General features: G+C 47.4%; 16 protein-coding genes, 1 tRNA gene and 1 pseudogene. 11 read left to right on the top strand and 7 right to left on the bottom strand.

Going from position 1 to position 26,171, the window contains the following annotated elements; all coding sequences use genetic code 11:
* Nucleotides 1-41: 41 nt before the first annotated feature.
* Nucleotides 42-1,382 (bottom strand): helix-turn-helix transcriptional regulator, encoded by a 1,341-nt coding sequence (locus ACYQ3G_RS08365; protein ID WP_459824731.1) that lies wholly within the window; start codon nucleotides 1,380-1,382, stop codon nucleotides 42-44.
* 108 nt (nucleotides 1,383-1,490) lie between these two features.
* Here ACYQ3G_RS08365 and ACYQ3G_RS08370 point away from each other — a divergent pair, with 108 nt between their 5' ends.
* On the top strand, nucleotides 1,491-1,883 hold the full coding sequence (locus tag ACYQ3G_RS08370) for a hypothetical protein (protein WP_459824734.1): 393 nt from the start codon (nucleotides 1,491-1,493) through the stop codon (nucleotides 1,881-1,883).
* A 214-nt stretch (nucleotides 1,884-2,097) separates the two neighbouring features.
* On the opposite strand, the gene ACYQ3G_RS08375 is transcribed toward ACYQ3G_RS08370, so the two are convergent.
* Both ACYQ3G_RS08375 and ACYQ3G_RS08380 read right to left on the bottom strand, forming a co-directional pair.
* Nucleotides 2,098-2,445, bottom strand: a complete 348-nt coding sequence (locus ACYQ3G_RS08375) for a helix-turn-helix transcriptional regulator (RefSeq protein ID WP_459824737.1) — start codon at nucleotides 2,443-2,445, stop codon at nucleotides 2,098-2,100.
* Between the two features lie 66 nt (nucleotides 2,446-2,511).
* Nucleotides 2,512-2,670: a hypothetical protein gene (locus ACYQ3G_RS08380; RefSeq protein ID WP_459824740.1), complete on the bottom strand. Its 159-nt coding sequence runs from the start codon at nucleotides 2,668-2,670 to the stop codon at nucleotides 2,512-2,514.
* Between the two features lie 399 nt (nucleotides 2,671-3,069).
* Between ACYQ3G_RS08380 and ACYQ3G_RS08385 the strand changes: the two genes are divergently transcribed.
* The 6 genes from ACYQ3G_RS08385 (at nucleotide 3,070) to ACYQ3G_RS08410 (ending at nucleotide 12,941) form a co-directional block, all read left to right on the top strand.
* A complete protein-coding gene (locus tag ACYQ3G_RS08385) occupies nucleotides 3,070-5,022 on the top strand; it encodes a methyl-accepting chemotaxis protein (RefSeq protein ID WP_459824743.1) in 1,953 nt (650 codons plus the stop codon).
* 833 nt (nucleotides 5,023-5,855) lie between these two features.
* Nucleotides 5,856-7,925, top strand: coding sequence for a methyl-accepting chemotaxis protein (locus ACYQ3G_RS08390; protein ID WP_459824745.1), 2,070 nt, complete (start codon nucleotides 5,856-5,858; stop codon nucleotides 7,923-7,925).
* Between the two features lie 329 nt (nucleotides 7,926-8,254).
* A complete protein-coding gene (locus tag ACYQ3G_RS08395) occupies nucleotides 8,255-9,646 on the top strand; it encodes an IS4 family transposase (protein ID WP_459824747.1) in 1,392 nt (463 codons plus the stop codon).
* A gap of 245 nt (nucleotides 9,647-9,891) precedes the next feature.
* Complete coding sequence (locus ACYQ3G_RS08400; protein ID WP_459824750.1) at nucleotides 9,892-10,209, top strand: PilZ domain-containing protein; 318 nt, start codon at nucleotides 9,892-9,894, stop codon at nucleotides 10,207-10,209.
* Between the two features lie 201 nt (nucleotides 10,210-10,410).
* Nucleotides 10,411-10,647 (top strand): IS66 family insertion sequence element accessory protein TnpA, encoded by a 237-nt coding sequence (tnpA, locus tag ACYQ3G_RS08405; RefSeq protein WP_459824752.1) that lies wholly within the window; start codon nucleotides 10,411-10,413, stop codon nucleotides 10,645-10,647.
* 248 nt (nucleotides 10,648-10,895) lie between these two features.
* Nucleotides 10,896-12,941, top strand: coding sequence for a hypothetical protein (locus ACYQ3G_RS08410; RefSeq protein ID WP_459824755.1), 2,046 nt, complete (start codon nucleotides 10,896-10,898; stop codon nucleotides 12,939-12,941).
* A gap of 158 nt (nucleotides 12,942-13,099) precedes the next feature.
* On the opposite strand, the gene ACYQ3G_RS08415 is transcribed toward ACYQ3G_RS08410, so the two are convergent.
* Entirely contained in the window at nucleotides 13,100-13,339 is a 240-nt protein-coding gene (locus ACYQ3G_RS08415; RefSeq protein ID WP_459824758.1) for a hypothetical protein, read from the bottom strand.
* A 415-nt stretch (nucleotides 13,340-13,754) separates the two neighbouring features.
* Here ACYQ3G_RS08415 and ACYQ3G_RS08420 point away from each other — a divergent pair, with 415 nt between their 5' ends.
* The 3 genes from ACYQ3G_RS08420 (at nucleotide 13,755) to ACYQ3G_RS08430 (ending at nucleotide 20,298) form a co-directional block, all read left to right on the top strand.
* Complete coding sequence (locus ACYQ3G_RS08420) at nucleotides 13,755-18,635, top strand: response regulator (RefSeq protein WP_459824760.1); 4,881 nt, start codon at nucleotides 13,755-13,757, stop codon at nucleotides 18,633-18,635.
* Between the two features lie 4 nt (nucleotides 18,636-18,639).
* Entirely contained in the window at nucleotides 18,640-19,710 is a 1,071-nt protein-coding gene (locus ACYQ3G_RS08425) for a response regulator (protein WP_459824763.1), read from the top strand.
* Nucleotides 19,711-19,809: 99 nt separating this feature from the next.
* Nucleotides 19,810-20,298, top strand: coding sequence for a hypothetical protein (locus ACYQ3G_RS08430; RefSeq protein ID WP_459824766.1), 489 nt, complete (start codon nucleotides 19,810-19,812; stop codon nucleotides 20,296-20,298).
* Nucleotides 20,299-20,835: 537 nt separating this feature from the next.
* On the opposite strand, the pseudogene ACYQ3G_RS08435 reads toward ACYQ3G_RS08430, so the two are convergent.
* A pseudogene (locus ACYQ3G_RS08435) lies at nucleotides 20,836-21,947 on the bottom strand (IS3 family transposase).
* A gap of 1,157 nt (nucleotides 21,948-23,104) precedes the next feature.
* Between ACYQ3G_RS08435 and ACYQ3G_RS08440 the strand changes: the two are divergent.
* The gene (locus tag ACYQ3G_RS08440) at nucleotides 23,105-24,688 is read left to right on the top strand and encodes a sensor domain-containing diguanylate cyclase (RefSeq protein WP_459824768.1); all 1,584 of its coding nucleotides are present in this window, start codon (nucleotides 23,105-23,107) and stop codon (nucleotides 24,686-24,688) included.
* Between the two features lie 418 nt (nucleotides 24,689-25,106).
* On the opposite strand, the gene ACYQ3G_RS08445 is transcribed toward ACYQ3G_RS08440, so the two are convergent.
* Nucleotides 25,107-25,182: transfer RNA gene (locus ACYQ3G_RS08445), tRNA-Ile, on the bottom strand.
* Between the two features lie 37 nt (nucleotides 25,183-25,219).
* Nucleotides 25,220-26,128: an NAD(P)/FAD-dependent oxidoreductase gene (locus ACYQ3G_RS08450; protein ID WP_459824770.1), complete on the bottom strand. Its 909-nt coding sequence runs from the start codon at nucleotides 26,126-26,128 to the stop codon at nucleotides 25,220-25,222.
* Between the last annotated feature and the right edge of the window lie 43 nt (nucleotides 26,129-26,171).

The following is a 26,171-nucleotide window of genomic DNA, read 5'->3' on the forward strand; positions in this document are numbered from 1 at the left end:
CATGTCCGACAGGCGGGATTCAGGGTAAATATTGGGTAGTTTCAACTACCCATCGATTCGTCCAGCCCCATGGTGTTGAGATGGGCATAGAGGCTGATGTTGCGGCCATGCAGGCCGAGTTTGCGGCGGATGCTCTTGCGGTGGGTCTGGATGGTCTCCACGGAGAGGTTCAGGAGGTCGGCGATGTCCTTGTTGGAATGGCCGGACTGGATGAACTGGCAGACCTTCATCTCCATCTGCGTGAGCTTGAGGAGCAGGGGCATGCCTCCGGAGTCGCGGGGCAAAAGGCGCGTCAGCTGGTCCTTGACGACGGTGACGTACCCCTTGCGGATGGACGGGTCGTTCTCGGACTCGATGCGCTCCAGGGCAGGCAGCACGAGGGTGTTGACCTTGGCGGCCAGATTGCTGGCGTGCTCCTCGTGCTCCCGGCCGACGCTCTTGAGGACATTGCGCAGGGTGATGTTCATCTCTTCGAGCTGCGCCTTTTCCCTGCGCAGGGCCTCGGTCTTTTCGTCGACGATGCGCTCCAGCTTCTCGCGCTGCAGGGCCTGGGTGGTCATGTTCGTCAGCACGAAGATGTACTGGTCGCTGGCCATGCTTACGGACTTCAGGGGGTTGACCTGCATCTTGTAGATGGCGCTCTCCCCGAAGGGCGCAAGCTCACAGGTGATGCCGACGGGGTAGTACCGGAGCAGTTCCTCGACGCTGTCGCCCTCCAGGGACAGGACTTCCCAGATGGGCCGATGCAGCACGCGCGCCTCGTCCATGACGGCCTTGACCGCGGCGTTGATGTTCACCACCTGCCCGGTGGCGTCCACCACGAGGATGAGGTCCGAGGTGGCGTTCAGGATGTTTTCGAAGCGGCATTTCTCCAGGGTCAGGAGCCGGTTCATGTCGTCGAGCCTGCCGTCCGAGAAATCGGGGAAGATGCGGATCCAGTCCTGCAGGTAGAGCACTTCGAGGGCGTCGCCGTAGAGCCGGATCAGCCTGCGCGCCTCCACCTTGCGGGCGTATTCGGCATCCATGGCCTCGATGACGTCGAGGAGGCTGTGGATGAAGGTCTTGAAGCACCCGAGGAACATGTCGAAGGTGATGCCGCGCGCCCGGTGGCGGCGGGACGATTCGATCAGGAAACGTTCCCAGCCGCTGTCGCGGCGGAGCAGTTCCGGGAAATCCGATGGAATGCCGCCCGTTTCGAGGTCGGCGAGGATCGGGTGCAGGAATTCCTGCAGGGCGACCATGCAGTCCACGCGCTTGGCCGTGGTGTGCTGCAGGTATCCTGCGGCCTCCATGCGGATGGTCCATCTTTCGAGGAAAGAGTCCTGGTCTGACTCGATCAGCCGCAACAGGCCCTCGTGGCCGTTCGTGACGGGCGTCGTCATGGCGTTCTTCTCCGGCAAGGCGTTCTACCCATTATCTACCCACCGGATTGTCTTATTTCTTTTTGGGCGTATCAGCAAGGCAGGTGAATCCGAGCTTCGGGAGGAAAAATGCGACGTATCTGCGTGCTCATAACTGTCTTGTGCCTCGGCGTGACCGGTCTCGCCGTCGCGGGCGGCAACCGGACCGCCGGGGCGGAGGCCGGCCGACTCGTCCTGCAAGGTTCGCGAAGCGTGGGCGCTGACATGACCGCGTCCTTCGACATGGGTGGCTACACCCCGCCGTCGGGGCAGTCCGTGGCCATCAACGTGGACATCCTCGAAAGCCCCGACGGCCCCAAGCCGAGAATCATACCCGGATACCCGGTGACCAGCCTGGTCTTCGAGACGCCCGGGAAATACGTACTGAATTTCAGGCTCAACCAGATCTGCAAGACAAGCTGCGGCGGAGTTGCGGCCAGGCCGCTGATGGAGAGGGAGGAGACCATCGAGATCGCCCCGTGACGCGGCAGGGGCATTTCCCTGTTGCCGCCGGGATCAGTCAGGTTCATTGGGGCTGACGTTCAAGACGGCCGCTGCTTCGGAGCAGATGTCCGGGACGGAGACGTTCGGCGGAGGCTTGGACGCTTCGGGCCTGGCCCTGCATGGGCAAAGCCCTGAGGAAATTTTCGCGGACAAAATGAGTTATTACGGAGAGATGGTGAGTAGGGTCTTCTGGTCAGGCCTTGTAGTCTTCAGCTGTCTCGCAGGCGGATGCGCTTGTTCCGGGCTCGTGCAGAGCCCCCATCGCGCGAAGCCTGATCTCCAGCTCGCAGCCGACGGCGCGGGCGTATTTCCTGAGTGTGGAAACGGACGGAGAATGCCTTCCGGCGCTTTCGAGCCGTGACACGGCGCTCTTGGTGGTGCCCATGCGCGTGGCGACGACTTCCTGGGTCAGGCCTGCCCGGATTCTCGCCGCGATCAGTTCGCGAATGACCGCGTATTCCCCTTCCAGCCTCTCGTAAGCATCCTCGAATCCTTTTCGGCGGCGTGCCCGTTGCAGAAATTCCTCGTGGTCGTGGTTCACGGGTTCGTATTTCAGTTCCGGCAGTTCATGGTCTCCTTCATTCTCTCACGTGCCAGGCGCATGTGGCTATGACCATTCGCCAAGGCACAGGTTGGTGGTGATCAACGCCGACATCTGTTCGTAGAGCGTCGACGCGCTAACAGTTTTGGTCGTCGTAAATAGAGGCGACCAAAACTGCCATTCATGCATGATCTTGCGCATCGTTTCCATGGCCGCAATCTTCATTCTTTTCTTCTTAGTCCTCAATTGTACGAAGACGAGGACCTTTCAGGGTCAATCATTGTTTCATGAATGCCAGATTTAATGGGATTCAACCCAAATCGTTTGATTGCTCATTTTGAGCATCCAAGACGTTGACATTAGTGTCGCAAACAAGTTTCTATTTATAGAATAATAATGACGAATTTTTCTGGTATGATTATTTTATCATAGCTTAATGATTTTGTATTTTAAATGATTAAACTAGAATATATTCATATATAAATTTTAATTGATACATTTTTTCTCATATAATTTTATTAATAATTCAAAATGTTCAATTTAAAATTGAACAAAAAATTTAATCATCACAAGCATTAATTTATATCGCAAGCAAAAAAGTCAGATAATGCGGAGATATTGGCCATGGAAAAAGTCACGATTCGTACAAAGTTGATTGGCGGTATGCTGTTATTAGTGTGCATGATGTGTAGTGGGCTCAGCTACATCGCGTATGGTCGCGCCAAACAGGCCGCACTCATTCAAGTTGACGAAAACATCATCGCGGTGGCCAGATACGGTGGTGATCTCGCTAGAAAACGCCTAGATTACCATGTAGCCGTCTTGCAGGGTATTGCCAATCGCAATGCGATCCGCTCCATGGATTGGAATCAGCAGCGCCCGGCTCTGGAGAACGAGATCGCCAGAATGAAATATTTGGGTATGGGCATCGTTGATCCAGACGGGTTGGCCCGATACTCCGATGAAAGCTCCGCGAACTTAAATGACAGAGAGTACTTCCGGCAGGCCCTTGTCGGCAGGACAACCTTCTCCAGTGTCATAATCAGCAAGGTGACGAGCAAGCCGGTCATCATGGTGGCGACACCAATCATGGACAATGCCTCGGTGATTCGGGGGGTTCTCATTGCGCGCCTGGATGCGAATCTGCTCAGCGATATCACTGATGGGATCAAATTCGGCCAAAACGGCTACTCATACATCGTCGATGGCAACGGTGCTCTTATTGCACATGCCAATCGTCAGTTTGTCCTGGATCAACGAAACTTTATCGAGGAAGGCAAAACCAATTCTGATTTCGCGGATGTAGCTAAAATGCTTCACCGCATGACCAAGGGCGAAGCCGGATTTGAGCAGTATCCGTTCATGGGCAAGGACCGCTTCTTTGGATTCGCGCCAATCGAAAGCACAGGGTGGTCCATCGCGGTTGGCGGCTATGCGGAGGAGATCCTGGCGCCGATTCACGAAATGCGTTGGATGATTGGGCTGGCCTCCCTGGTCTTTTTTGTAGTCGGAATCGGAGTGGCGTTGCTCATCGCCAGGGTTGTTTTGAGTCCGGTCACGGCATGTGCCAACTTGCTTAAGGAAATCTCTGAGGGCGATGGCGATTTGGCCAAACGCCTGCCTGTCGAGACAAACGATGAAATCGGCCAGTTGTGCCGGCACTTCAATAAGTTTGTCACCAAGCTCCAGATCATCATCGCCGGCATCGCCGACAATGCAAGGTTCGTGGCTTCATCGGCCAAAGAACTGTCGGCCGTGAGCAGTCAGACGACTCAGAGCGTTCGTTCGCTGTCTTCCAAGACATCCACTGTGGCAGCAGCCTCCGAAGAGATGAGTTCCAATATTGCGTCTGTGGCAGCAGGTATGGAGCAGGCCACTTTGAACCTGTCTTCGGTTGCGGCTGCCACCGAGGAAATGACAGCGACCATAGGCGAAATCGCAGGTAGCACGGAACGCGCGAGCATCACGACCGAAGGTGCGGCCCAGGAGATGGACAGCTTCGCCTCAGTATTGCGGCAGCTTGGTGAGGCCGCGCAAGAAATCGGCAAGGTTACGCAAACCATCTCTGCCATATCCTCGCAAACCAATCTGCTGGCTTTGAACGCCACGATAGAGGCGGCCAGAGCGGGAGTGGCAGGTCGTGGTTTCGCTGTGGTGGCCAACGAAATCAAAGAATTAGCCTTAAAGACAGCCGAAGCGACCAGCGAGATTGGGGGGCGTATCGAGGGAATCCAGTCAGCAACAGGCTCCGCAGTCAGCGACATTGACCGCATCGTGAAGATTATCGGCGAGGTGAATTCCATAGTGGCAAATATTGCTGCCGCCATCGAAGAGCAGTCCGTTGTCACCCGTGAGGTGGCGAACAACGTCGCCCAGGCCACCCTAGATGTGAAAGACGCCAATACGCGCTCCATGGAGATGTCTACAGTGTCCCGGGACGTCGCCAAAGATATCAATTCAGTTGATGTCATTACCAACGATATCCGTTCCGGTGGAGAGCAGGTCCAAGCAAGCGCGGAAAAACTCTCCAGACTCGCCGAAAACTTGAACGTCCTCGTGGGGCAATTCAAGATCTAGTGATATGGCAAAGTATTGCGCTTTTAATTTGCATGCATCTAAGAAAATTGAGTGCAAATTAATGCTACACTTTCACAAAAATTTAATATTTTTGGAAAAATATTGTATTGAAGAAATATTATAAATATTTTATTCTTTATATTTTTATAACCATACAGTTTTAATTTAATTTTTAATTATGTATAAATGCAAATAATTTAATTATGAGTAAATAATTTGAATTTATATGTAAATCGTTAGTTTATTCTTAATTTACTACTTTATTATGATCGTTATATTTATTTACTACATTTTTTTATTTAATAGTATTAATAAGATATTAGATTGATATTATATAAATAATTGGTGTTGTTTGGAATACTAATTGTCCATTTCCATTAGTTGTATTGCAGTTGTTGGCAGGGAGTTCATTTAAAGTTTCTAACTGGTTGAATTCCGAAGAGGCCATGGGAAGTCAACGCCTCTTGCTGTCAACTGGCGAGTCCCTCAAAGATTGTTCGGGTCTTCACCTCATTGGCTCTATGGCAATTAGATTTAAGCGCGAAAGTTGGGGTGCTCATTATGGGCGGGCTGGTCGTTTACTCAACTGAAAATTTATTGATAATGATAATCAGCAAGTCGATATCAAGGTTGTGCTCAAACCAATTCCTTTGATGTCACTGCCAGCGATATTCGTTCCGGTGGAGAGAGGGTCCAAACAAGCGCGGAAATACTCTCTAAGTTCACTGAAGACATGATTTGCCTTGTAGAGCAATTCAATGTCTAATGACAAGGCGAAGTGTGACGCTATTTATTTACATACATCTATGTTAATATAAAGAATGGAGATTGATATGAAGAATATAAAAATCATGCATAAGCTAGTCGGTGGTTTTTCACTCGCTGCAATTATCGCAATTTTTATCGGAATACAGGACCGTTTTGCGATTGAAGAATTGCAAGAAGATATGCGGTTGCTCGTTGAAGAAAAGATGGATGCAGTTGAGGCTGTTTTAAGAATTGAGGTCGAGGAGCAGCGTATTCGCAGCAATATAAGCCTCATTCTCGGTCAGATTCTTTCTGCTGAAGAACGTAAGGAAGTCGCGGCAAGAATAACCGAGCGTCAAAACGTTGCGATCGACTTGGTATCAGGGCTTAAAATGAATTCAGGCCTCAATGAAGAGACCAAGGGCGTTATTGGCGATTTAGAAAAGGCATTGGAAGTATGGAAGGTTAAGGTTGATGAGATTCTAGCCATATCTTCTTCTTTGGTAAGACATGATGTGCTCAAGCCTGACAGGCTGGCCAATGATCTGCAAAAAATTGCTTCCGCACACCACGAACTCATGGCAAAGACATCATTGATTGTCTTTACTGGAAACATTATTAACACGGACGCAGATGCTGATTTGTGTCCACTTGGGCAATGGCTGCGAAATTTTTCCAGTAATAATAAGAGTATTACAGAGATTATTGATAGGCTTAAGCCAATCCATTACGATCTTCACAGTTCTGTGTCTATGATTAGAGAACTTACTTTGTCAGAAAATACAATTGAAGCTAGGCATGAATATGAAATTCGTGCCATGTCAAAAGCGCAAGAAGTTTTTGGGATATTTGAAGAACTCCTCGATATATCAGCAAATGCACAGGCGAGTTTCATGGAAATGGAAAATATATACACTACACAGGAGATTACAGCACGCGCTGAGGTTCAGAAGCAGCTTGATCGGTTGGTTGAATTGATAAATTCCAGCGCAGTATCGCACATTCAACAATCGCAGCATAACGCCCAGGCGGTCGAATTGCGCTCCCTGCTTGTTGTTTGCTTCGGGTCTGTTCTAACCTTGGCTATCGGTATAGTTCTGGCCCGGGCAATCACCGGGGGAATATCAAAAGGCGTCGCCTTAGCTCAAGCTATGGCTGACGGCGACCTGACCTATACCATTGATGTTAAGCAGAAAGATGAAATCGGGACCTTGGCCAATGCCTTGAATTCAATGGTGCTCCGACTTCGTGATATGCTCGGGGATGTGGCATCGGAGGTTAAAGAGCTGTCTGCTGCCTCATATACGCTTACCGGGGTGTCTGTGCAGATGGCTGATGGAGCGTCTTCCACTGTTGAGCGTGCTCAGCAGGTTGCTACGGCAGCCGAGGAAATGAGTGCCAATCAGATTTCTGTGGCGGCAGCGATGGAGCAGGCCTCTACCAATGTCAACACAGTGGCGGCTGCAGCCGAGGAAATGAGTGCTACCATTGAAGAAATTGCGTCTAACTCCGCAAAAGCAAAATCCATCACTGATCAGGCTGTCGTCAGGGCGGGCCATGCGTCCACCCGTATTCAGCAGCTTGGTGCAGCTGCTCAGGAGATCGGGAAGGTCACCAAGACCATAGCAGCCATTTCGTCCCAGACTAACCTTTTAGCCCTCAATGCGACCATTGAGGCGTCCAGGGCGGGAACAGCGGGGCGCGGGTTCGCGGTTGTCGCCAACGAAATAAAAGAATTGGCCCAGCAGACGGCTCGGGCAACCGAGGATATTCGCGTCAGGATTCAGGACATCCAGAATGCCACAGGCAACACGGTCATGGAAATTGATGGTATTTCCGAGATCATCGTGGATATTGACCACATCGTTTCGACTATTGCCGTGGCGGTGGAGGAACAGACTGCAACCACTCGTGAAATTGCGAATAACGTCGGTCAAGCGTCTCAGGGTATTGCCGATGTTAACTTTAACGTGTCCCAGAGTTCTGTTGTTTCCGGGGAAATCGCCACGGATATTGCCGATGTGTCAGGCCACGCTGATCAACTTCTCGCAGCGAGTGAACAAGTCAAGCAAAGCGCGACACGTTTGCACAGTTCCGCATCCAACTTGAATGGTCATGTTTCCCGTTTTACTCTTGTTACGGAAGGTCATGCGTAAACTTATTACATTATCATACAATTAATTGGGCTCTGGTTTTCAGGTAGTTAAGCTAGGTTGCGCATTCCCTCCGCGATTCGTATTCGTGTAGAATCGCGGAGGGAATGTCCGTAATTATGAAATCTCATTCACTCACGATATTGTCGGAGGGTTCGCTATGATGACGCTATTAACGATCATGTGTTAATAACTCGACTTTCGGGGTTGTTAGTAAAGTCGCTGAAAAAGAAATCTATCGAGAATAATTGAATATTTTGATTGAGGGGATCCTCCTTCTGTAGTAGTTCTTTTGTTACCACACAACAGAACACAAAAAAAGGAATCCCCGCATGCAAACTACAAATAATGCCATCGATTTGCAACTCATTAAAAACGAGTGTGAGAGCAGAATCGATTCGTTTTTCAGTCAGTTCGGAATTGCGACCATTGCGCGAAATTCAAGTATCAAGAAAGCAAGAGGATATTCTGCTTTGACTATTCATCTGAACATTTTTGTTCTTCCGTTCATTGGAAAGAATATCTATCGAAGCATCGTCATCAATCCTAAAAGCGATGTCGGAAAAGATTCCATCTATGAGTTTATGCGCTCAAGCAATTTCGGTTGGAGAAGATTCTTGCTCAAACTGGCCTTTGGCGTTCATGAATTTATAGACGGGTTGACCAGCAAAGATCGCGAATCCGTGCTTATTCTTGATGATTCCACCATTGAGCGTCCCAGATCGAAGAAGGTTGAACTGTTGGCCAAAGTTCATGACCATACGACTGGGCGATTCCTCAAGGGTTTCAAATTGCTCACCTTGGCATGGTCCGATGGATTAACCCTTTTACCTATGGACTTTGCGCTGCGCTCTTCTGCGAACAAAAAGCAACGATACCAAGAAGTTTCCAAAGACCTTGATAAAAGATCATGCGGTGCGCGGCGGCGTCAGGAGGCTGTGACCAAATCGACAGAACTGGTTGAGCCCATGATTGTGCGTGCGCTGAAGGCCGGCATCAAGGCCAAGTACCTCCTCATGGACAGTTGGTTCGCCATGCCCACCCTGATCTCCGATGTGTGCAAGCACATCCCCGTCATCTGCATGGTCAAACGCACGCCCAAGATCCACTACATCTTCGAAGGACAGAAGATGGACGTGACGCAGATTTACAGCCAGATCCGCAAACGCAGAGGCAGAGCCAAGATCCTGGCCAACGCCCAAATTGAGTTCAAGGATGGCCTCAAGGCCAAACTCGTCTTCGTGCGAAACAAGCACAAGAAAGACTGGCTGGCCGTGCTTACCACTGACCTCACCATTGCCGATGAAGACGTTGTCCGCATTTACGGCAAGCGTTGGGACATCGAAGTATTCTTCCGCACGGCCAAGCAGCATCTGGAACTGGAGAAAGGCTGCCAAAGCCGGGACTTCGATGCCCTCATCGCCCACACGACCATCGTGATGACCAGATACATTTTTCTGAGCATCGAGAAGCGCAGGACGGAAGATCCAAGAACCCTCGGTCTGCTGTTCTATCGTTGTTGCGAAGAGGCAGAGGACTGCAATCTCGTCAAGGCACTGTGCCAAATCCTAGGCATCACCCTGGAAAACCTAAAGAAACTTGGCGAAGCTCAGAGCCAGACAGAACGCATACTGCTTGAGGCTTTCCAACAAGGAATGCGTAGTTTGGGGCACAATTTCGATTATATTTTCAATGAACAAAGGTTGTTAGCTGCTAATTGCTAACCCCGAAAGTCGAGTTAATAATATTTATGAATTTTTTAGACGAATTATTTTTCAAATCTATTGTTGATACTATAGTAGGGCTATGATCTGTTATATATAACTAATAATGCTTTTATAATGTATAATAAATTTAAGATCGTAATGAATTATATTGTAATTAAAGATGCTGATAAATAGAAATTATCGTATTATTATATATATTTATAACAATATTTTTAAAGATAAATAAAAAACTCAATTAATATATGAATAATAGAAGATCTTTGCGAAGAGTGTCGCTAACAAACTGTGTTGTGAAGAAGTGTCATGCCCAAAGCGTAGAGATTTTATCGCGATCAATTAACTATAATGCTACAGGCTGTATGCTTGAAATGGATCATCCTTTCGATCCAGGGGATGTCATCAAAATTCAATTTGCCAATGACACTGACGAAGTCCGCATTTTCGGCAAAGACTGCTGCCTGGGAATGGTTCGCTGGTGTCGGTTACAGGTTGGAATCTGCGGCGGTTTTTACGCAGTTGGTGTGGAACTGATGAATCAATCTCCACGACGTTATGTTTAGATCATCTGATTGTTGATATTATGCTATTTGACCACATGGGTCACCTCACTGGTTGATTTTCCGCAGAATGCCTCGCATCTGGCTTTTCAAACACTGGGAAATGGTCTTTTTCATCAGGTTGCTTCGTAAGCGCTCAGCGAAGCCCATCTTCCAATAATTTCAAGCTATGAGATAAAGGACCTTCAATCCAAGGAGGTTCTTATGAAATCTCACATCCGCCAGAACCGCGCTGCCCGATGGCTCGCTCATGTTGAGCATTGGCGGCACAGCGGCATGAGCAAGGCCGCGTATTGCACGGCCCACGGCCTGAATTTCAGCTCATTCCGGTACTGGCTGCGTAAATCGCGCGCAGCATCAGTGGACGTGTCCGCCTTGCCGCCCGCAATCGTCCCTCTCGCAGTTGAGGGGAAAATTCATCTCAAGTTTCAAACTGTCTGAAGTCTAAAGAGTTCAGGGCGGATCGACATCTCTCGCTATCAACTGGGAAGTCCCTTCACCAAAGATTGTTCGATTTTTCATCCTTTTAGGTCTCTGGAGATTTGAATTTTGCACGAAAACCCGGGGTGCTCACTATGAGCATATTGGTTGTTTACTCAACTATGTAGTTATTGATAACAATATCCAATAGCTTATTGTTGTTTTGTAAAGACAGCAAGGACAATTAATAATTAAATATGGAGTCAGTTATGGTCAGTATTTCAAATTGTTATAGTGATAAATGTAACCAGATGACATCGTTGAATAAATTTAAAGCTTTATCGCTTATTATTAGTTTTTTATATTATTGTCCATTATATTCGGCAGACATTGGCATGAAATATCTTTATGAGCAAAATTTGATTGAATCTGATGCTAGAGCGATTTCATCTGATGGTTTAAATATTGTTGGTTTTGAAATATTTAAATCTGGATATAAGAATATTGCATATAAATATTCTGATGGTAGTATTATTAATCTAGGAACATTAGGTGGTGATGCGTCTCGTGCATTAGGTATTTCAAGTAACGGCAAAATTATTGTGGGAGATTCTACCACTTCAACAGGAAAAACACGAGCGTTCAGGTATACAGATATCGATGGAATGAAAGACATCGGAACGTTAGGCGGTGACATGTCTTCGGCTGTAGGTATATCTGGAGACGGTCGCGTAATTGTCGGGGTAAGTTCTGTTATGAGTGGCGAGCGTCAGGCGTTCAAGCATGGTGTTAACGGAATGATAAATCTTGGAACATTGGGGGGGCGCGAATCTCATTCGTTCGCGGCATCGTTTGACGGTGCCGTTGTAACCGGGTGGGCTGAAACCGACAAAGGAGAAAGGCATGCGTTCAAACACGCCGATGCGAGCATGCGAGACCTTGGGACACTCGGTGGTATCGAGTCTTTTGGATATGGAATTTCTGCTGACGGTAGCATCATTGTTGGTTCGTCTACGACAAAATCCGGCAACTCTCATGCCTTTAAGCATACTGAGAGTGGTGGGATGGTAGATCTTGGCACACTTGGCGGGGATATTTCCGCTGCCTATGGAGTTTCTGCAAACGGAGACACTGTCGTTGGCATGGCGCAGATCTCAGATGGCCAACTTCGTGCTTTTCGATATACAGGTGAGCTTGGGATGGTGAATTTAGGCACACTTGGTGGTATATTGTCAATTGCACGTGCAGTAAATGCTGATGGAACTGTCGTAGTAGGACTGAGTACAGACAGTGAGGGTCTGTACAAATCTTTTGTGTGGCGTGCTTCGCAAATATCTGATGGTACAGTAAAAGATCCAGACGGTCCATTTGAGGAACCAAGCGATCCGTCTGGGGGTACAATGGTTGATGTTGAAAATACCAGAAAATCAATGAACAGCTTGGCTAAAAAAACATATCACTTGATTGATATGCATGCTGCTCAACTATTTCATCTTGTAAAATTAGATGCTGACTCTTCAGTTGGTGATTTTTCCTTTGCAGTTAACGAGTCTGTTGCATTTGGAAATAATGAGAATGAAGAATTGCAGACGATTCTTGTTGGGTATCGTTTCGCAGACAAGATTCGTGCAGGAATTTTGTACGGAGCAAACATAGCGAGCATTTCTGAAGGAAACATCTCAAAGCCGAGCGATGCGCAGGCGTTTGGCGCTTATATTGCGTATGACAAGTATCAGGATCGGACTGGACTTGGTGCTCGTGTGTCTTTAGCCATAAGTGACAACCAGGCAACTTTTGAGAGGGAAAAGCTGGCTTTTACGGAAGCTAGTGAAAGCACCAGCGACATTCATGGGACGGCAATCATCGCAGAAGTATTTTACGGATTTGATTTTGGACGAACAACTATAATTCCTAATGTATGGATGAATAAGCTTAATGTTTCCAGAGATGCGTATGACGAGGATTCAAGCCTGGCATTTCCGGCTTCCATGGATACAATCAAATCAAATTATACAAAGGCAGGCCTTGGATTAACTGTTGAACATGAACTCACCTCGCGCCTCAAGTACGCGCTGTCAAGCGGTGTCTCTCAAATTCTTGATTCTGATAATTCGGAATTTAGAGGCTCGATTGACTACATCGGCGTGAATAGAATTGAGTCGCCACATAGGCGCGATACAATGCTTCGGGCAGGAGCAAAAACAATAATATCTATTACAGATTATGTTACATCAACTTTTGGTGTAGATTGGTCACAGCAATATTATGGTGATGACATAGTTAACGTAAATATGGGTATCCAGTTCAATTTTTGACATTTTTTGTACTGCCGCAAATCAAGCGTATTGGATTGTGTAGATTTCCTCTCAAGGCTCTTATGTTTATGCGAGAGCCTTGAGAGGAAATATGGGATATTGCAGTGTGTACACATTAAATAAGACAAATTCGAATTTTATTGTGTGAAAAATTTTGTCTAACAGATTTTGTTCGTCGTAAGAGCACAAAATTTATTGATGTTCATTTTTCTCACGACTCGGTTAATAATTAGTTCGGTCCAGTCAGCTGTCATCAGCTCGTAGTCCGACAGTGTTGAAATAGTACTTCCAGCGGTATTTCCGGCAGTCGCCGCAAGCAGTGACTGAGTGATTGGGTCAATGTCAACGTCGCCTGCCCTTAGTTTCTGGGTTTCAGATTGAAGTTCAAGATTCTGCACGTGTCAACCATCCTTCAGCGCTTTGCCGCTCATCCTGGGCACGGTATCAGATGATTTAGACGAATCCGAGGTGAACACTAACTGATAATTCGTTGCAACATCATTGACGAAGCTCGCGCTCTGTGAAGATATTTGGCGAACATTCTCCAATTGGATAATTTCGATGAAGTCCGGGTGTCGAAGTGGCGAGTCGTCATTGTCTCATTTTGAAATTTTTGTCATGGACTTTACTTCTAAATATCCATCTCGTTATCTTGAAAAATGTTTAGATGACCATTATTAAAGCCTCTATTGTCTCTGTCTCTGAGTATGCGCTATCTTTTGTCGCTGACGCTGAAGCGGGCCTTGAGTTCACTTGTCGCTCTTTCCCAAGGCAATATTTTGTCTACGACCTCTGACGTCTCAATGGGTGAACATGGCAAAGTCTTTTACACGACACCTCCGCTCCGAATGGCTCATCACGACCATTGCGCTTTCGGCAATTTTTTTCTTGACCACGATGCCAGTGGCTTATTCCGAGACATCGGTCGAAACCGGTGAGGGCTTAACATCCCGGATTATCGTTGAGTTAACCGAAGCCGAGAGAGACTGGTTGTCGGGGAATAAGCGCATTCGTGTCGGCGTGCTAGACTCCTGGCCTCCCCTAAACGCAGTTGATGAAACAGGAGTTCCCCGCGGCATCGGTATCGACATTCTTAAATTGTTGGGCAATCGCCTTGGCGTCATCCTGGAGCCTGTTCCCGGCTCCCTTTCGACGAGTCTCGACGCTGTCCGCCACGGATCTCTGGATGCCCTCATGGACGTAACGCCCAATTCAGAGCGCGTTGCATTCCTCAACTTCACCCAACCTTATTTGGTTGTTCCTCATGTCATCGTGGCGAGAGTCGGTGGAGCTTTTTTCAACAATGAAGAAGATTTGCGGGGAAGTACACTGGCTTTGGAGCGTGGTTTCGGGAATATCGGTTATTTCAGGGAGAACTACCCGGAAGTCGTAATTGCAGAGTATCCCGACACCGAATCTTGTCTCGTTGCGGTGTCCACCGGGGTGGTTGACGCATACGCGGGCAACAGAGCCGTGGCGACCTATCTCATCACCAAAGAATTGCTCCCGAATCTTCAGATTCAGGGCAGGTTGCGCAAGGATGGCTCCGTGCTGTCCATTGGCATTCGTAAGGATATGCCGGAACTGGCCTCGGCCTTGGACAAAGCGCTGGCCTCCCTGTCCGAACGGGAAAAAAGCAAGCTCCTCGCACATTGGGTCGGGATGAACCGGCAATTCGCTTCCTCTGCAGAATTGACATCGACCGAAGGGAATACCGAGACGACGCTCCCATTTGTCTTGCCACCGCTTGAATACCTCGTGCCTCTTGCGATGGTCCTTTTCTTCGCGCTTTCCGTTGGCGGCGTCCTGTTTGTCAGAAAGATAGATGCCGACACGCTGGCTGCAAATTTCGGATCTGTCCGTTTTCGGATTATCGTTTTTGCCGGTATTACAGCGCTCGTGCTGATCGTCTGCGGTCTAGCCTTGACCTCAATTTCGGCAACAAAAAGTAGGGTCATGCAGGACATCGAGCGGAGACTGCATTCCAATCTCCATATTGCCAACAACTCATTGGAACTATGGGTAAACCAGAGAAAGGCCCAGGCCGCGCGGCTGGGACTCATGCCTGAACTTGTTGGCACAGCACAGCGCCTGGCCCTCGTTGAGCCAAGACGTGACATGCTCTTGGCGTCGGCCGCGCAGAAACAAGCAATAGACTTGATTGCCGAAGCACAACTGTTTCCCAACAGTGGCTTCGCAATCGTCAGTCTCGACTCGGTGGTTCTCGCCTCCAGCAATCCGGATGAAGTGGGGACAAGACCCTCTTTTCTTGCCGAGGCTTCGAAAGTCTTGAGCAGAGTTCAAGCTGGTCAAACTTTGTTCATACTCCCCAAAACACCAGAGAACGGCGCTGGCCTGGCCAGTGCGCCGGAGATCATTTTTGCCAGTCCGATCGTTAGGCTTGATGGCAGGATTCTCGCAACTGTTTTTATTCGCGTGAACTCATCTGCTGGTACCATGGACTTGTTGTTCGACAGGATGGATAAGACGACACTGGAAGCATACGCATTCAACGCTCAAGGGCTTCTTCTCACCAGTAGTAGTTTCGAAAAAGAACTGCAAGGAATGGGCTTGCTTAAAGATGGGCAAAAGAGTGCCTTGACATTGATGCTGCGTGATCCTGGCAGGACGTTCATTTCGAATTCAACAGTGCGAGTGCAAAATGCAAGACTCACTAAATCTGTTGGCCAAGCAATTCGACTTGGAAAGGAATTTTTCGTAACGATCGATGATAATGCGGAATCTGTCGTTGAATCAGATCTTGTCGGCTATATTGATTATCGAGGAGCACAAGTTTTTGGAGCATGGCTCTGGAACCACAGACTCAACCTTGGGATAGTCGTCGAAATCCAAGTGAAAGATGCTCTGCATAACTACAATTTCGTACGCGCTTCGACCATTGGTGTCTTGGGCATTACACTTTTTCTTACAGTGGGTATAACTTTGCTGGTTTTGTCCATGGGTGAACGAACCAGCAAAGTTTTGGCTGCAACGAGAGATGGTCTGGAAGAGAAAGTCATGGAGCGAACGGCGACACTGGAGGCCAACCAAAACCGTTTACGGAGTATTGTGGACAACCTGCCTAGCGTCGTTATTCTGAAGGACCCTGAAGGTCGTCATCTTATGGTCAACGCCTCTTTCGAACAGGCCACTGGTCTCTCGGCAGATAAGGTTCTTGGCTACAGGGATGACGAATTCATGGCGCAAGAGGTTGCTGAAGAAATCATGACTTTGGACCGTAGTGTTTTGGAATCGGGAACTCATTTGGAATTCGAGGAATTGGTTCCCCATCCCGATGGCACCATGCATACTTACCTGACCACAAAGTTACCCCTGCTTGACTCACATAACCATCCCTACGCCCTGCTTGCCCTGGCTACGGATATTACCACGCGAAAAAGGCTTGAAAAGGAGATCCAAGAAGCCAAAGAGCGGGCTGAAGAAGCCACCAGGGCCAAGTCGGACTTCCTTGCCAACATGAGTCACGAAATTCGTACGCCGATGAACGCCATCATAGGCATGAGTCACTTGGCTCTGCAAATGGACCCTCCACCCAAATTGCGTGACTATCTTTCCAAAATTGACGCTTCCTCGAAAGCCTTGCTCCGCATCATCAATGATATCCTCGACTTTTCAAAGATCGAAGCAGACAAGCTTGAGATCGAAAGCAACGAGTTCAATTTGAATGAGGTGGTCAGCCACGTTGCCTCTCTATTGGTCGCAAACGTCGAAGAGAAAGACCTTGAGCTTCTCTTTCGCATTGATCCCGAGATTCCGCTCAATCTTTTGGGTGATTCCATCCGTCTTGGGCAGGTGTTGTTAAATCTTGCAAGCAATGCCGTCAAATTCACCGATCATGGTGAAGTCGTCATCTCGGCGCAGCTTATGGAAAAAAGCGACCATGACGTTCGTATCCGCTTCAGCGTGAAGGATTCTGGTATCGGCCTGTCACCGGAACAACAGGGGAAGCTGTTCCAATCTTTTACTCAGGCTGACAGTTCCACTACTCGCAAATTCGGAGGTACGGGCCTGGGCCTGGCCATCAGCAAACGACTGGTCAACCTTATGGAAGGCGATATCGGAGTGGAAAGCACGCTGGGGCAGGGAAGCACGTTCTGGTTTGATGTCAGAATTGGTCTCCACGACGAGCAGAAAGCTCCTGCATGGCGGCTGCCCATAGACTTCAAGGGTATGCGTGTCCTCATTGTCGACGACAACAGAACTTCACGCGAAATATTGTCAGAGGCCCTTGAAAGCATGGGGTGCGCTCCCGAGAGCGCATCGTCGGGCGAGGAGGCGTTCAACAAAGTTGCCGAAGCCTCGCAGGTCAAACCCTATGAACTCGTGCTTATGGACTGGAAGATGCCCGGATGGGACGGCATCGAAACAGCCAAGCGCATCAAAAATGATCTGTCTGTGGCTAAGCTGCCTACAATTATCATGGTTACCGCCTACGACCGGGAAGAGATCATGCACAAGGCAGAGAAGGTCGGTATTGAAGGATTTCTCATCAAGCCAGTGAGCCAGGGGGTGCTCCTTGACACGATCATGAGGGTCTTTGGACGCGTGCTTGATGCTGGTGGTCGCCAACCGCGGGGGGCGTGTTCGGTTCCTGGACTGGAGAAAATTCGGGGTGCGCGCATTCTGCTGGTCGAGGATAACGTCATCAACCAACAGGTCGCCACTGAAATTCTCAAAAGTGCGGGTTTCCAGGTCGTCATCGCTGACAACGGCCAAACGGCTTTGCGTATTGCCAGCGAACAGCGCTTCGACGTGATTCTCATGGACATCCATATGCCCGTGATGGACGGGTTCGAGGCCACGGCCAGACTGCGCGCCATGCCAGAGTATAAGAGCCTGCCGATTTTGGCCATGACCGCACTGGCAATGGCCGGAGACAGACAGAAGAGTTTGGACATGGGCATGAACGATCACCTGACCAAGCCTTTCGATTCCATGGAGCTTTTCTCGGTCCTGACGCGCTGGATCAATCCCGATCAGTCAGAGTTGCTAACAGGTGCGGCGGTCGCTGAGAATTCGGACACACTTGAAGATGTTGAGAACCTGGCTCAGTCGCGTAAGATCCTCCTTCCCGAAATACTTGAAGGTATCGACATATCTGACGGCCTCGCTCGTATGAATGGCAATGAAGATCTTTACGCCAGTCTCCTCTCCAAATTTTATGGAGACTACCATGATGCCAATGCTCGACTCTTGGATCTGATCGAGCACAATGCTTTGGGCGAAGCCCGAATCCTGACCCATAACCTGAAAAGCGTAACTGGGAACTTGGGAGCGTCTTCTCTACATCATGCAGTTGCGGTACTTGATGAGTTATTCGCAGCAGGGAAGGTTCCAGACTCCCTTCTATTAGACAATTTTAAGATACAGCTTGAATTATGTTGTCATTCCTTGAAGTCGCTAGCGGTCATGAAAAAAAATACTAATCTGGCTGGAGGTAATAAATTAAAGTCAAGCATACCTGCTTTCAAAGATGTTCTGGAGCGTCTTATACCTCAGCTGAAAGCTCGCAAGCCAATATTATGTGAGCCGATATTAGACGAAATCGTTTCAATGGGTTGGCCAGACGTGGCTGCTGAGTTGGTTGAAAATTTGTTCATCTTGGTTAAAAAGTTTAAGTTCAATGATGCTCTTGAAGTTTCAGAAAATATATTAAAAAAAATACAGGAATAAAGAGATGAGAACAAAATCGAAAAAACCTCTTGTGCTCATTGTGGATGATACAGATTCAAATATAGATCTTTTGGTGAATGTGTTGAGGGATGAATATGAACTGAGTGTCGCCCTGAACGGACAGGAGGCCCTAGATGTTGTGCGAGAAAATCCGCCTGATCTTATATTGCTCGATGTGATGATGACGCCTGGACTGAATGGCTATGATGTTTGTCGTAGATTAAAAGCAGAAAAGGCATGGGAAAAAATTCCAGTTATCTTTATCACCGCCATGACCGACGTTCGTGATGAATCAATGGGTTTTGAAGTTGGCGCAGTCGACTACATAATGAAGCCTGTTTCACCGCCCATAGTTCGAGCACGGGTGAAGAATCATCTGGATCTGGCCGACCTGCAACGAGCTTGTGAGAAAACAGTGGAAATTCAGGTTGAGGCGATTCGTCAAGGGCAAAAAGATGCGATCTTTATGCTTGGGCAAGCCGGACACTACAACGATGACAACACTGGCGTACACATCTGGCGCATGGCGTCATATGCCAAGGCTCTGGCCAAGGCGGCAGGTTGGACTGTGGACATGCAGGATCAGATATTATTGGCAGCTCCCATGCACGACACTGGAAAAATAGGTACTCCCGATGCCATCCTGAAGAAACCGGGAAAGCTGACGGAAGAAGAGTGGGTCATTATGAAGGAGCATACAACTGTCGGTCATAAAATTCTATCGGTCAGCAACACGCCCATCTTTCGGTTGGCCGCACAGATTGCCCTGTCGCATCATGAACGTTGGGCGGGCGGAGGGTATCCGCAAAATCTGAAGGGGGAAGCCATTTCAGAAGCTGCACGAATAACAGCAGTTGCGGATGTTTTTGACGCCCTGACAATGGTGCGTCCCTATAAGGAAGCTTGGAGTGTGGAGAGAGCTATGGATCAGATTTTGCAAAGTGGCGGTCATTTTGAGCCACGTTTGGCAAGTCTATTTGTTTCCATTCGAGATGAAATTATTGATATCATGGATTATTGGAATAAACAAGAAAAGAAAAATCTATTTGCTGCATCCACAAGCGTGCCATTTTGAATGTATGTTTTTATTGCATTTTTTAATATTTTCGTGCAAATATGTGTGCTGAAGTTGTCGTAATGATTTAAGTTTGTCATTCTTGATGGAGATGCGCTTGTGAATCAATTAGTATTTACAGAAGAAGACTATAATGAAAATTCGTTATTCATTCAAATGGAGCTAAATGAGCTTTATATAAATCATACAATTAGAGTTTATAAACAATTTGATGGGGATGTTATTTTAGCAATAATATTAGGCGCAATTGCTCATCATACAATTGCAAATATTGCTAAGATTTGTAATTATGATGGAGAGAAAGTCATTGAGTATATGAAGAGTGATGACTCTAATCTTTTGCTTTTAACAAATGCGCATTCGATTAGTGAATATACAGGGATTCCGCGTGAAACAGTTCGTCGTAAAATTGAAATTCTTAAAAAGAAGGGGTGGGTTGGGCAAGATGAAAGGGCTGCAATTTTTTTAGACCCTTCAATACATAATGTTTTCAGGGATATCTCATACAATTATGCGCGAAATTTTATTGAAGTTGCTAACGTAGTCATGAAAAAAATCAATGTTTCAAAGTGCGAATATGATATTTAATCGACAGTAAATAGTATTAAATATTTTGATGAATTATATTCGTGCATTTTTTTCACATATAAATGATTTCATGATTGTATCGCGTGGCTTAATTGACATGATAGATTTTTTTTAATTATTTGTTTTTGTATGATTGCTGATTGTATTATTTTAACTCGGTGTAAAAAAGTGCGATCTCATAGTTTGTAAATATTATTTTTGCAATTTTAATTTTGTATAAATATTGTTTACATTATCTGTGTATTTGATGTTGTGCAAGTTGTTGTAAGATATAAATTTTCTTATAAATCATATATTGCAAATAATAATATATTATAAATTTTGCATGCCATGTTAAACTTGGTAATCATCTAAATTTGTCCTCAAATATACCTGTCAAATCTTGAAACGTTGCAGATAAGAATGGATATTGCTACGATTGTAGTCATTTTTAAGTGTCTGTTTCGCGTTGAATGTGGCATGTAAATAAACTTGAGCAAGTTTTTTGGCAACCTTCATATTCCTGCTGGACTGACCTGCCGGGAAACTTCGGACCACTCAATTCTTGAGGGTTTCCCCACGGTTCATGTTTTTTCCATACTGCCGACAGAAGTGTTCGGGCGTCATGTTGTTCAAGCTTGAATGCGGGCGAACGGAGTTGTAGTGCCGCCTCCATTCCTCGATCACAACCCACGCCTCGGCCCGACACCGAAACCATTCCATCGACAGACACTCGTCGCGAAATTTGCCGTTAAAACTCTCGTTCAAACCGTTTTGCCATGGCTTGCCAGGCTCAATCAGCGCCAAATCCAGAGACTCCCGAGCCGCCCATTTGAGCAGCGCCTTCGACACCAACTCCGGACCGTTGTCAGAACGCAGGCTCAGAGGGGCTCCACGTTCATTGATCAGGCGGGACAGCACCTCGATCACCCGGCCCGACCTGATGCTGCCAGCAACATCTATAGCCAGGCACTCACGCGTGTATTCGTCCACTACGGTCCAGCATTTGATCTGCTGACCGTTTGCGCAGGCGTCGTAGACAAAGTCGTACGCCCACAGTTCGTTTGCTCCCATCGGCAGTTGCGGACGCGGACGGGATGCAGCTACTCGTTTCCGAGGCCGCTTCCTGGGCACCTGCAACCCGGCCTTGGACCACAGCCGGAACGCCTTGTCGGCACCCATGACATGCCCCAGACGTTCCATGAACACGTTGATCCGGCGGTATCCGAAGCGCGGATACGACGCAGCCAGGCCCGCCATGGCCGCCATCAGCGGCTTGTCCCGAGCCTCCAGTCGTGACTCGTAGTGGAGCGACGACCGGGAAGTGGATAACAGCGCACACGCCCTGCGTTGTGAAAGCCCGCGACTCCTGGCGTACGCCACCTGGAGCCGTCGGGCGGGTGCGCCTACTACTTTTTTGCGGCGATCTCCTTCATGACCTCGATTTCAAGGTCCCGTTCCGCAAGAATCTTCTTCAATCGCGTGTTCTCTTGTTCCAGCAGGCGCAGCCGCTTCACGTCATCGGCGGACATGCCTGCAAACCGCTGGCGTCATGTGTAGATCGTCTACTCGCTGATTCCATGCTTCTTGGCCACCTGGGCCACCGGGCTGCGGTCAGCTTCGCGTAGGATGCCCACCATCTGCTCTTCGGAAAATCGTCCCTTTTTCATCAGTTCCCTCGTGGTTGAGGGGGAAACCTATCTTAAGTTTCGATTGGTCTGAAAAGAGCCGGGCAGGTCAGGACAAGTCTTTCGATGTCAAACATGCCCATTTTGAGCGATAAAAGCATTGACACAGATGGCGCTTAATATCTTATAGTCAAATATTAAAATAAATATAAAATTTTGCAATTAAAGATTGTAATTTTTTAATTTTTGCGTCTTATATAAATTTAAAAAATATTTGTGCATCGAATATGAAGTATTGAATTTATTTCTTATAAAGTGTTAACTTTGCATTTTTTTATAATTTAATCATTGTTTAACATATTTGACTAATGCATAGTTATGTTTGAAATGGTCTTTATTATGCATTTTATATTTGGCGATTATGTGCGATTATTATATTGTTTTTTTAAAATGAATTATTGGTTAGATTCGCTGCCGCAGGGTGATATATTTGTATGGTGTAAAGACAATTAATTGTTGAATTTGATGTATCTGTATATTTAAGTTTGGACCAAAGTGTGAGCAACAGACCTTGGGGGGGGGGTAAAAACAATTATTCGGGAGTTTAACTCGTTTTTTTTTTTTTTTTCTGCCTTTTTTTTTGTTTGGGATCTCTGTCTGTGTCGACTAGGTGTGCTTGCCTATTATCAACGCGATGCTAATTTGCAGTATTAAGTATTTTTTAGTATCGCTTAAATTTTCGCGAAATTTTATAGCAAAACTTATATTTTTTTATTTAGATGGCCTATTTAAGCAGATAGTAGAGGGCGAAAATGTGATATTCTAAAAATAAATATACATCAGATTTATGAAAAAAATATAACAATATATTTAATGTATATTATTTATTTCAAGCTGTATTGTATAGATTGAGTGGTAAAATATAAATACTTTAAATCATTAATAGCTGTGTGCAATTGATTTCGTGTTTCTTAGTTGACCGATTGTGAAGTCTTGTGAGCCTGATAGTTGTTGTTATTTTTTGTTTATAGATGCTAATTTCAGATATTAAATCGATATTTTATGTTATACTTTTTTTGATTAGGTTGTATCTAAGTGATTCATTAATAAACATTAATCATATTGCCATTCAATGGCATAATTTTGTTGGTCTTTCTTATGTTGATTGAAATCCATGCAAAATTTTTTGTGAATAATTTATGAAACATATGTTCGAAAGACACATTTACTATAATGTTTTTTTTAAATTATCTTCTTCATGTTTGAATTGTCCCGTCATTGAAGAGTTTCGAGCGGGGAACAGTGTTCGGAAATACTATCGCGATCTCCAAAACCTAAAAATTCTGGCTCTCTCCTTCGATCCATATTGTATTCACAACACGGATAAATTTGTCGATTCGATAAAGGATGTTAGCGATGCCTCCTGCCTGCTTGAAGACGCCGAATCCGCCAGAGATCACGAGCGCGCGATGCTCATGCTCGACTCGTTGCCAATCTGCTGCGGTTTGTTCAACAATCGCCTTGAGATGGTTGATTGCAATCGCGCGACGGTAAATTTCTTTCAATGTTCAGGGAAAATCGAGACATGTGAGCGGATTTTCGAAATGTTTCCCGAGAGGCAGCCTGACGGAAGGCTTTCTTCCGATGCGGCTTTTCTTGAATTGAACAAAGCTTTTGAAACTGGCTACAACCAAGTGGAGTGGACTTTTCTTCTTCCGGACGGATCTTTGGTTCCGGCTGAGGTAATCATCGTAAAGATTTCCTGTGGTGACAGCGATATGCTCGCAACCTACACTCGAGACCTGCGCCATGAAAAGGCACTCCGTGCAGCCCACGATGAAGCAAATGAGTTAATCCGCCTTATGTTTGAGGCGATCCCCATCTGTTGCAATCTTTGGGATGATCAGTACAACAATATCGAATGCAACATGGAGGCGGTGAAACTTTTCGACCTGTCTTCTAAAAGCGAATATCTTGTGCGCTTTTTCGAGTTGTCTCCGGAAAAGCAACCCTGTGGTGAGCCTTCCGTCTCAAAAGCGTTTCGCCATATTCGGCAAGCATTTATGAGCGGTTATAACCGCTTCGAGTGGATGCACAAAAAGCTGGATGGTGAACTTATTCCCGCGGAGGTCACCCTGGTCAGAATTAATAGAGGCGATCGATATATTGTCGCCGGCTATACCCGTGATCTGCGTAAAGAAAAATTATTGAAGGAGGCGAAAGAAGCTGCGCTACAGGCAGCTCAAAGAGATCCTTTGACACGCCTTTATAACAAGACCACGACGCAGATGATGATCGAGGACACTCTTGTCGGTCCTGATTCGGTCGGTCGGCATGCGATTGTTTGTATCGATCTCGACAACTTCAAGGCTGTCAACGATAAATTCGGTCATCTATTTGGTGACCAGATTTTGGTTGAAATATCAGGCATAATAAAAAGTGCTTTTCGTTCAGACGACATCATAGGGCGTTTTGGTGGAGATGAATTCATTGTGTTTATTAGAGATGTTCTAGACTCGGATGTGGTGAAAGCAAAGCTCGATTTGCTTTGTTCAAAAATAAATAAAATCTATAAATTAGGCGATATGGAACAGACTGTTTCAGCGAGCATAGGTGTGGCATTTTATCCAGATGATGGAAAACGATATGTAGATCTTTATCGTAATGCAGATTTTGCGTCATATTATGCAAAAAAAATAGGTAAAAATAGATATGTTTTTTGGAAAGAGTGCATGAATAAATTTACAACAAAGAATGATGATGACTACGGAAAAATTATTTAATTATCTATAATGATTTAATAAATTTATATATAGATTTTATTTTTAATGAGTATACTAATGGATTTGCCCATATTAAACCGGACACTCTGCAGTTGCTGAGAGGCGGATGAATTCGGCAACGTCTATCGCAAGGCATTCACGCGTGTATACGAAGAGGAAGAGCCCGTCGGCATCGTAAAGTTTATAAGCTTTGTCGGTCAGCTTCGCCGCGCGAACTTTTGCGTCTTTAAGCATAAGATACCCCACGTTTTAAACCAGAAATACCCCACCTGGGGTACGATACCCCAAAATCGTACCCCAAATTTTACACACATTGCAGAGAAATGAAGGGATCTGACGAATAATGAGAGTGACGATACGGAATTATTGACGGATAGCCGCAAAAAAGCCCGCATTACGCGGGCTTATTTTGTGTGAATGGTGGGCCAACCAGGGGTCGAACCTGGGACCATCCGGTTATGAGCCGGGGGCTCTACCAACTGAGCTATTGGCCCGCCTGTGACGGTTTGGAGTTGTTATGTTTCCGCGGCCTTATTTGTCAAGGTTGGCGCGGCGGCTTTCCTTGACGTGGCTGATGGCCGCGCGTCCGGCCAGGGCGCCTTCGCCCACGGCCACGCTGATCTGCAGGAAGCGGCCCACGCAGTCGCCGGCGGCGAAGACTCCGGGGATGTTGGTGCGCTGTTCGCGGTCCGTGTCGATGAACTGGCCGTTGCGCACGAGGCCCAGGCTGTACGCGAAGTCGTTGGACGAGGCCTGTCCCATGGCGATGAAGAGCCCCTGGGCGTCGATCTGCTCCCCGCCGTCCATGACCACCTGCTCCAGGCCGCCGTTTCCGGCCAGGCTCGTGATCTTCGACTGCAGCACGGGTATGCCGCTTTCACGCAGGCGCCAGAGGAATTCCTCGCTCATTTCCGGGGCCTTGCCCTGGGTGCAGACCTGTACGCTCGGCGTGTACTGCAGCAGTTCGAGGGCCTGGTTGGCCGCGAAATTGGCTTCGCCGATGACCATGACCGGCTTGCCGCGCATGAAGTATCCGTCGCAGCTCACGCAGTAGGACACGCCCTTGCCCTCGTAGTCGCCGAGATTGGCGATGCCCGGCCGGACCCTGGACACGCCCGTGGCCAGCACGAGGGCCGTGGCCTCGATTTGGCCCTCCTCGGTCTTGGCCACAAACTTCTGGTCCCCGTTCTGGTGCATGGCAAGCACACGGTCGCAGCGCATCTCCACGCCGAACTTGGCGGCCTGGGCGCGTCCCCGCTCGATGAGTTCCTTGCCCGTGATGGTCTCGGTGAAGCCGAAGTAGTTGTCGATCTCGTAGTCGCCCGCCACCTTGGGGGCGCAGCCGACGATCAGGGTGCGCATGCCGGCCCGGGCCGTGTAGATGGCGGCGGAAAGTCCCGCAGGACCCTGTCCGATGATGAGGATGTCGGTCTTTTCCATATGAAACGCTCCTGTCGAAGGGTTTGGCGAACTGATAAGACGG

This window comes from Desulfomicrobium salsuginis (assembly GCF_054657795.1).

Bases quoted from the DNA above. Each gene is read 5' to 3' on its own strand.
- ACYQ3G_RS08365 (WP_459824731.1), bottom strand. From the start codon at position 1,382: ATGACGACGCCCGTCACGAACGGCCACGAGGGCCTGTTGCGGCTGATC.
- ACYQ3G_RS08370 (WP_459824734.1), top strand. From the start codon at position 1,491: ATGCGACGTATCTGCGTGCTCATAACTGTCTTGTGCCTCGGCGTGACC.
- ACYQ3G_RS08380 (WP_459824740.1), bottom strand. From the start codon at position 2,670: ATGAAGATTGCGGCCATGGAAACGATGCGCAAGATCATGCATGAATGG.
- ACYQ3G_RS08385 (WP_459824743.1), top strand. From the start codon at position 3,070: ATGGAAAAAGTCACGATTCGTACAAAGTTGATTGGCGGTATGCTGTTA.
- ACYQ3G_RS08390 (WP_459824745.1), top strand. From the start codon at position 5,856: ATGAAGAATATAAAAATCATGCATAAGCTAGTCGGTGGTTTTTCACTC.
- ACYQ3G_RS08395 (WP_459824747.1), top strand. From the start codon at position 8,255: ATGCAAACTACAAATAATGCCATCGATTTGCAACTCATTAAAAACGAG.
- ACYQ3G_RS08400 (WP_459824750.1), top strand. From the start codon at position 9,892: ATGAATAATAGAAGATCTTTGCGAAGAGTGTCGCTAACAAACTGTGTT.
- tnpA (WP_459824752.1), top strand. From the start codon at position 10,411: ATGAAATCTCACATCCGCCAGAACCGCGCTGCCCGATGGCTCGCTCAT.
- ACYQ3G_RS08410 (WP_459824755.1), top strand. From the start codon at position 10,896: ATGGTCAGTATTTCAAATTGTTATAGTGATAAATGTAACCAGATGACA.
- ACYQ3G_RS08420 (WP_459824760.1), top strand. From the start codon at position 13,755: ATGGCAAAGTCTTTTACACGACACCTCCGCTCCGAATGGCTCATCACG.
- ACYQ3G_RS08425 (WP_459824763.1), top strand. From the start codon at position 18,640: ATGAGAACAAAATCGAAAAAACCTCTTGTGCTCATTGTGGATGATACA.
- ACYQ3G_RS08440 (WP_459824768.1), top strand. From the start codon at position 23,105: ATGAAACATATGTTCGAAAGACACATTTACTATAATGTTTTTTTTAAA.
- ACYQ3G_RS08450 (WP_459824770.1), bottom strand. From the start codon at position 26,128: ATGGAAAAGACCGACATCCTCATCATCGGACAGGGTCCTGCGGGACTT.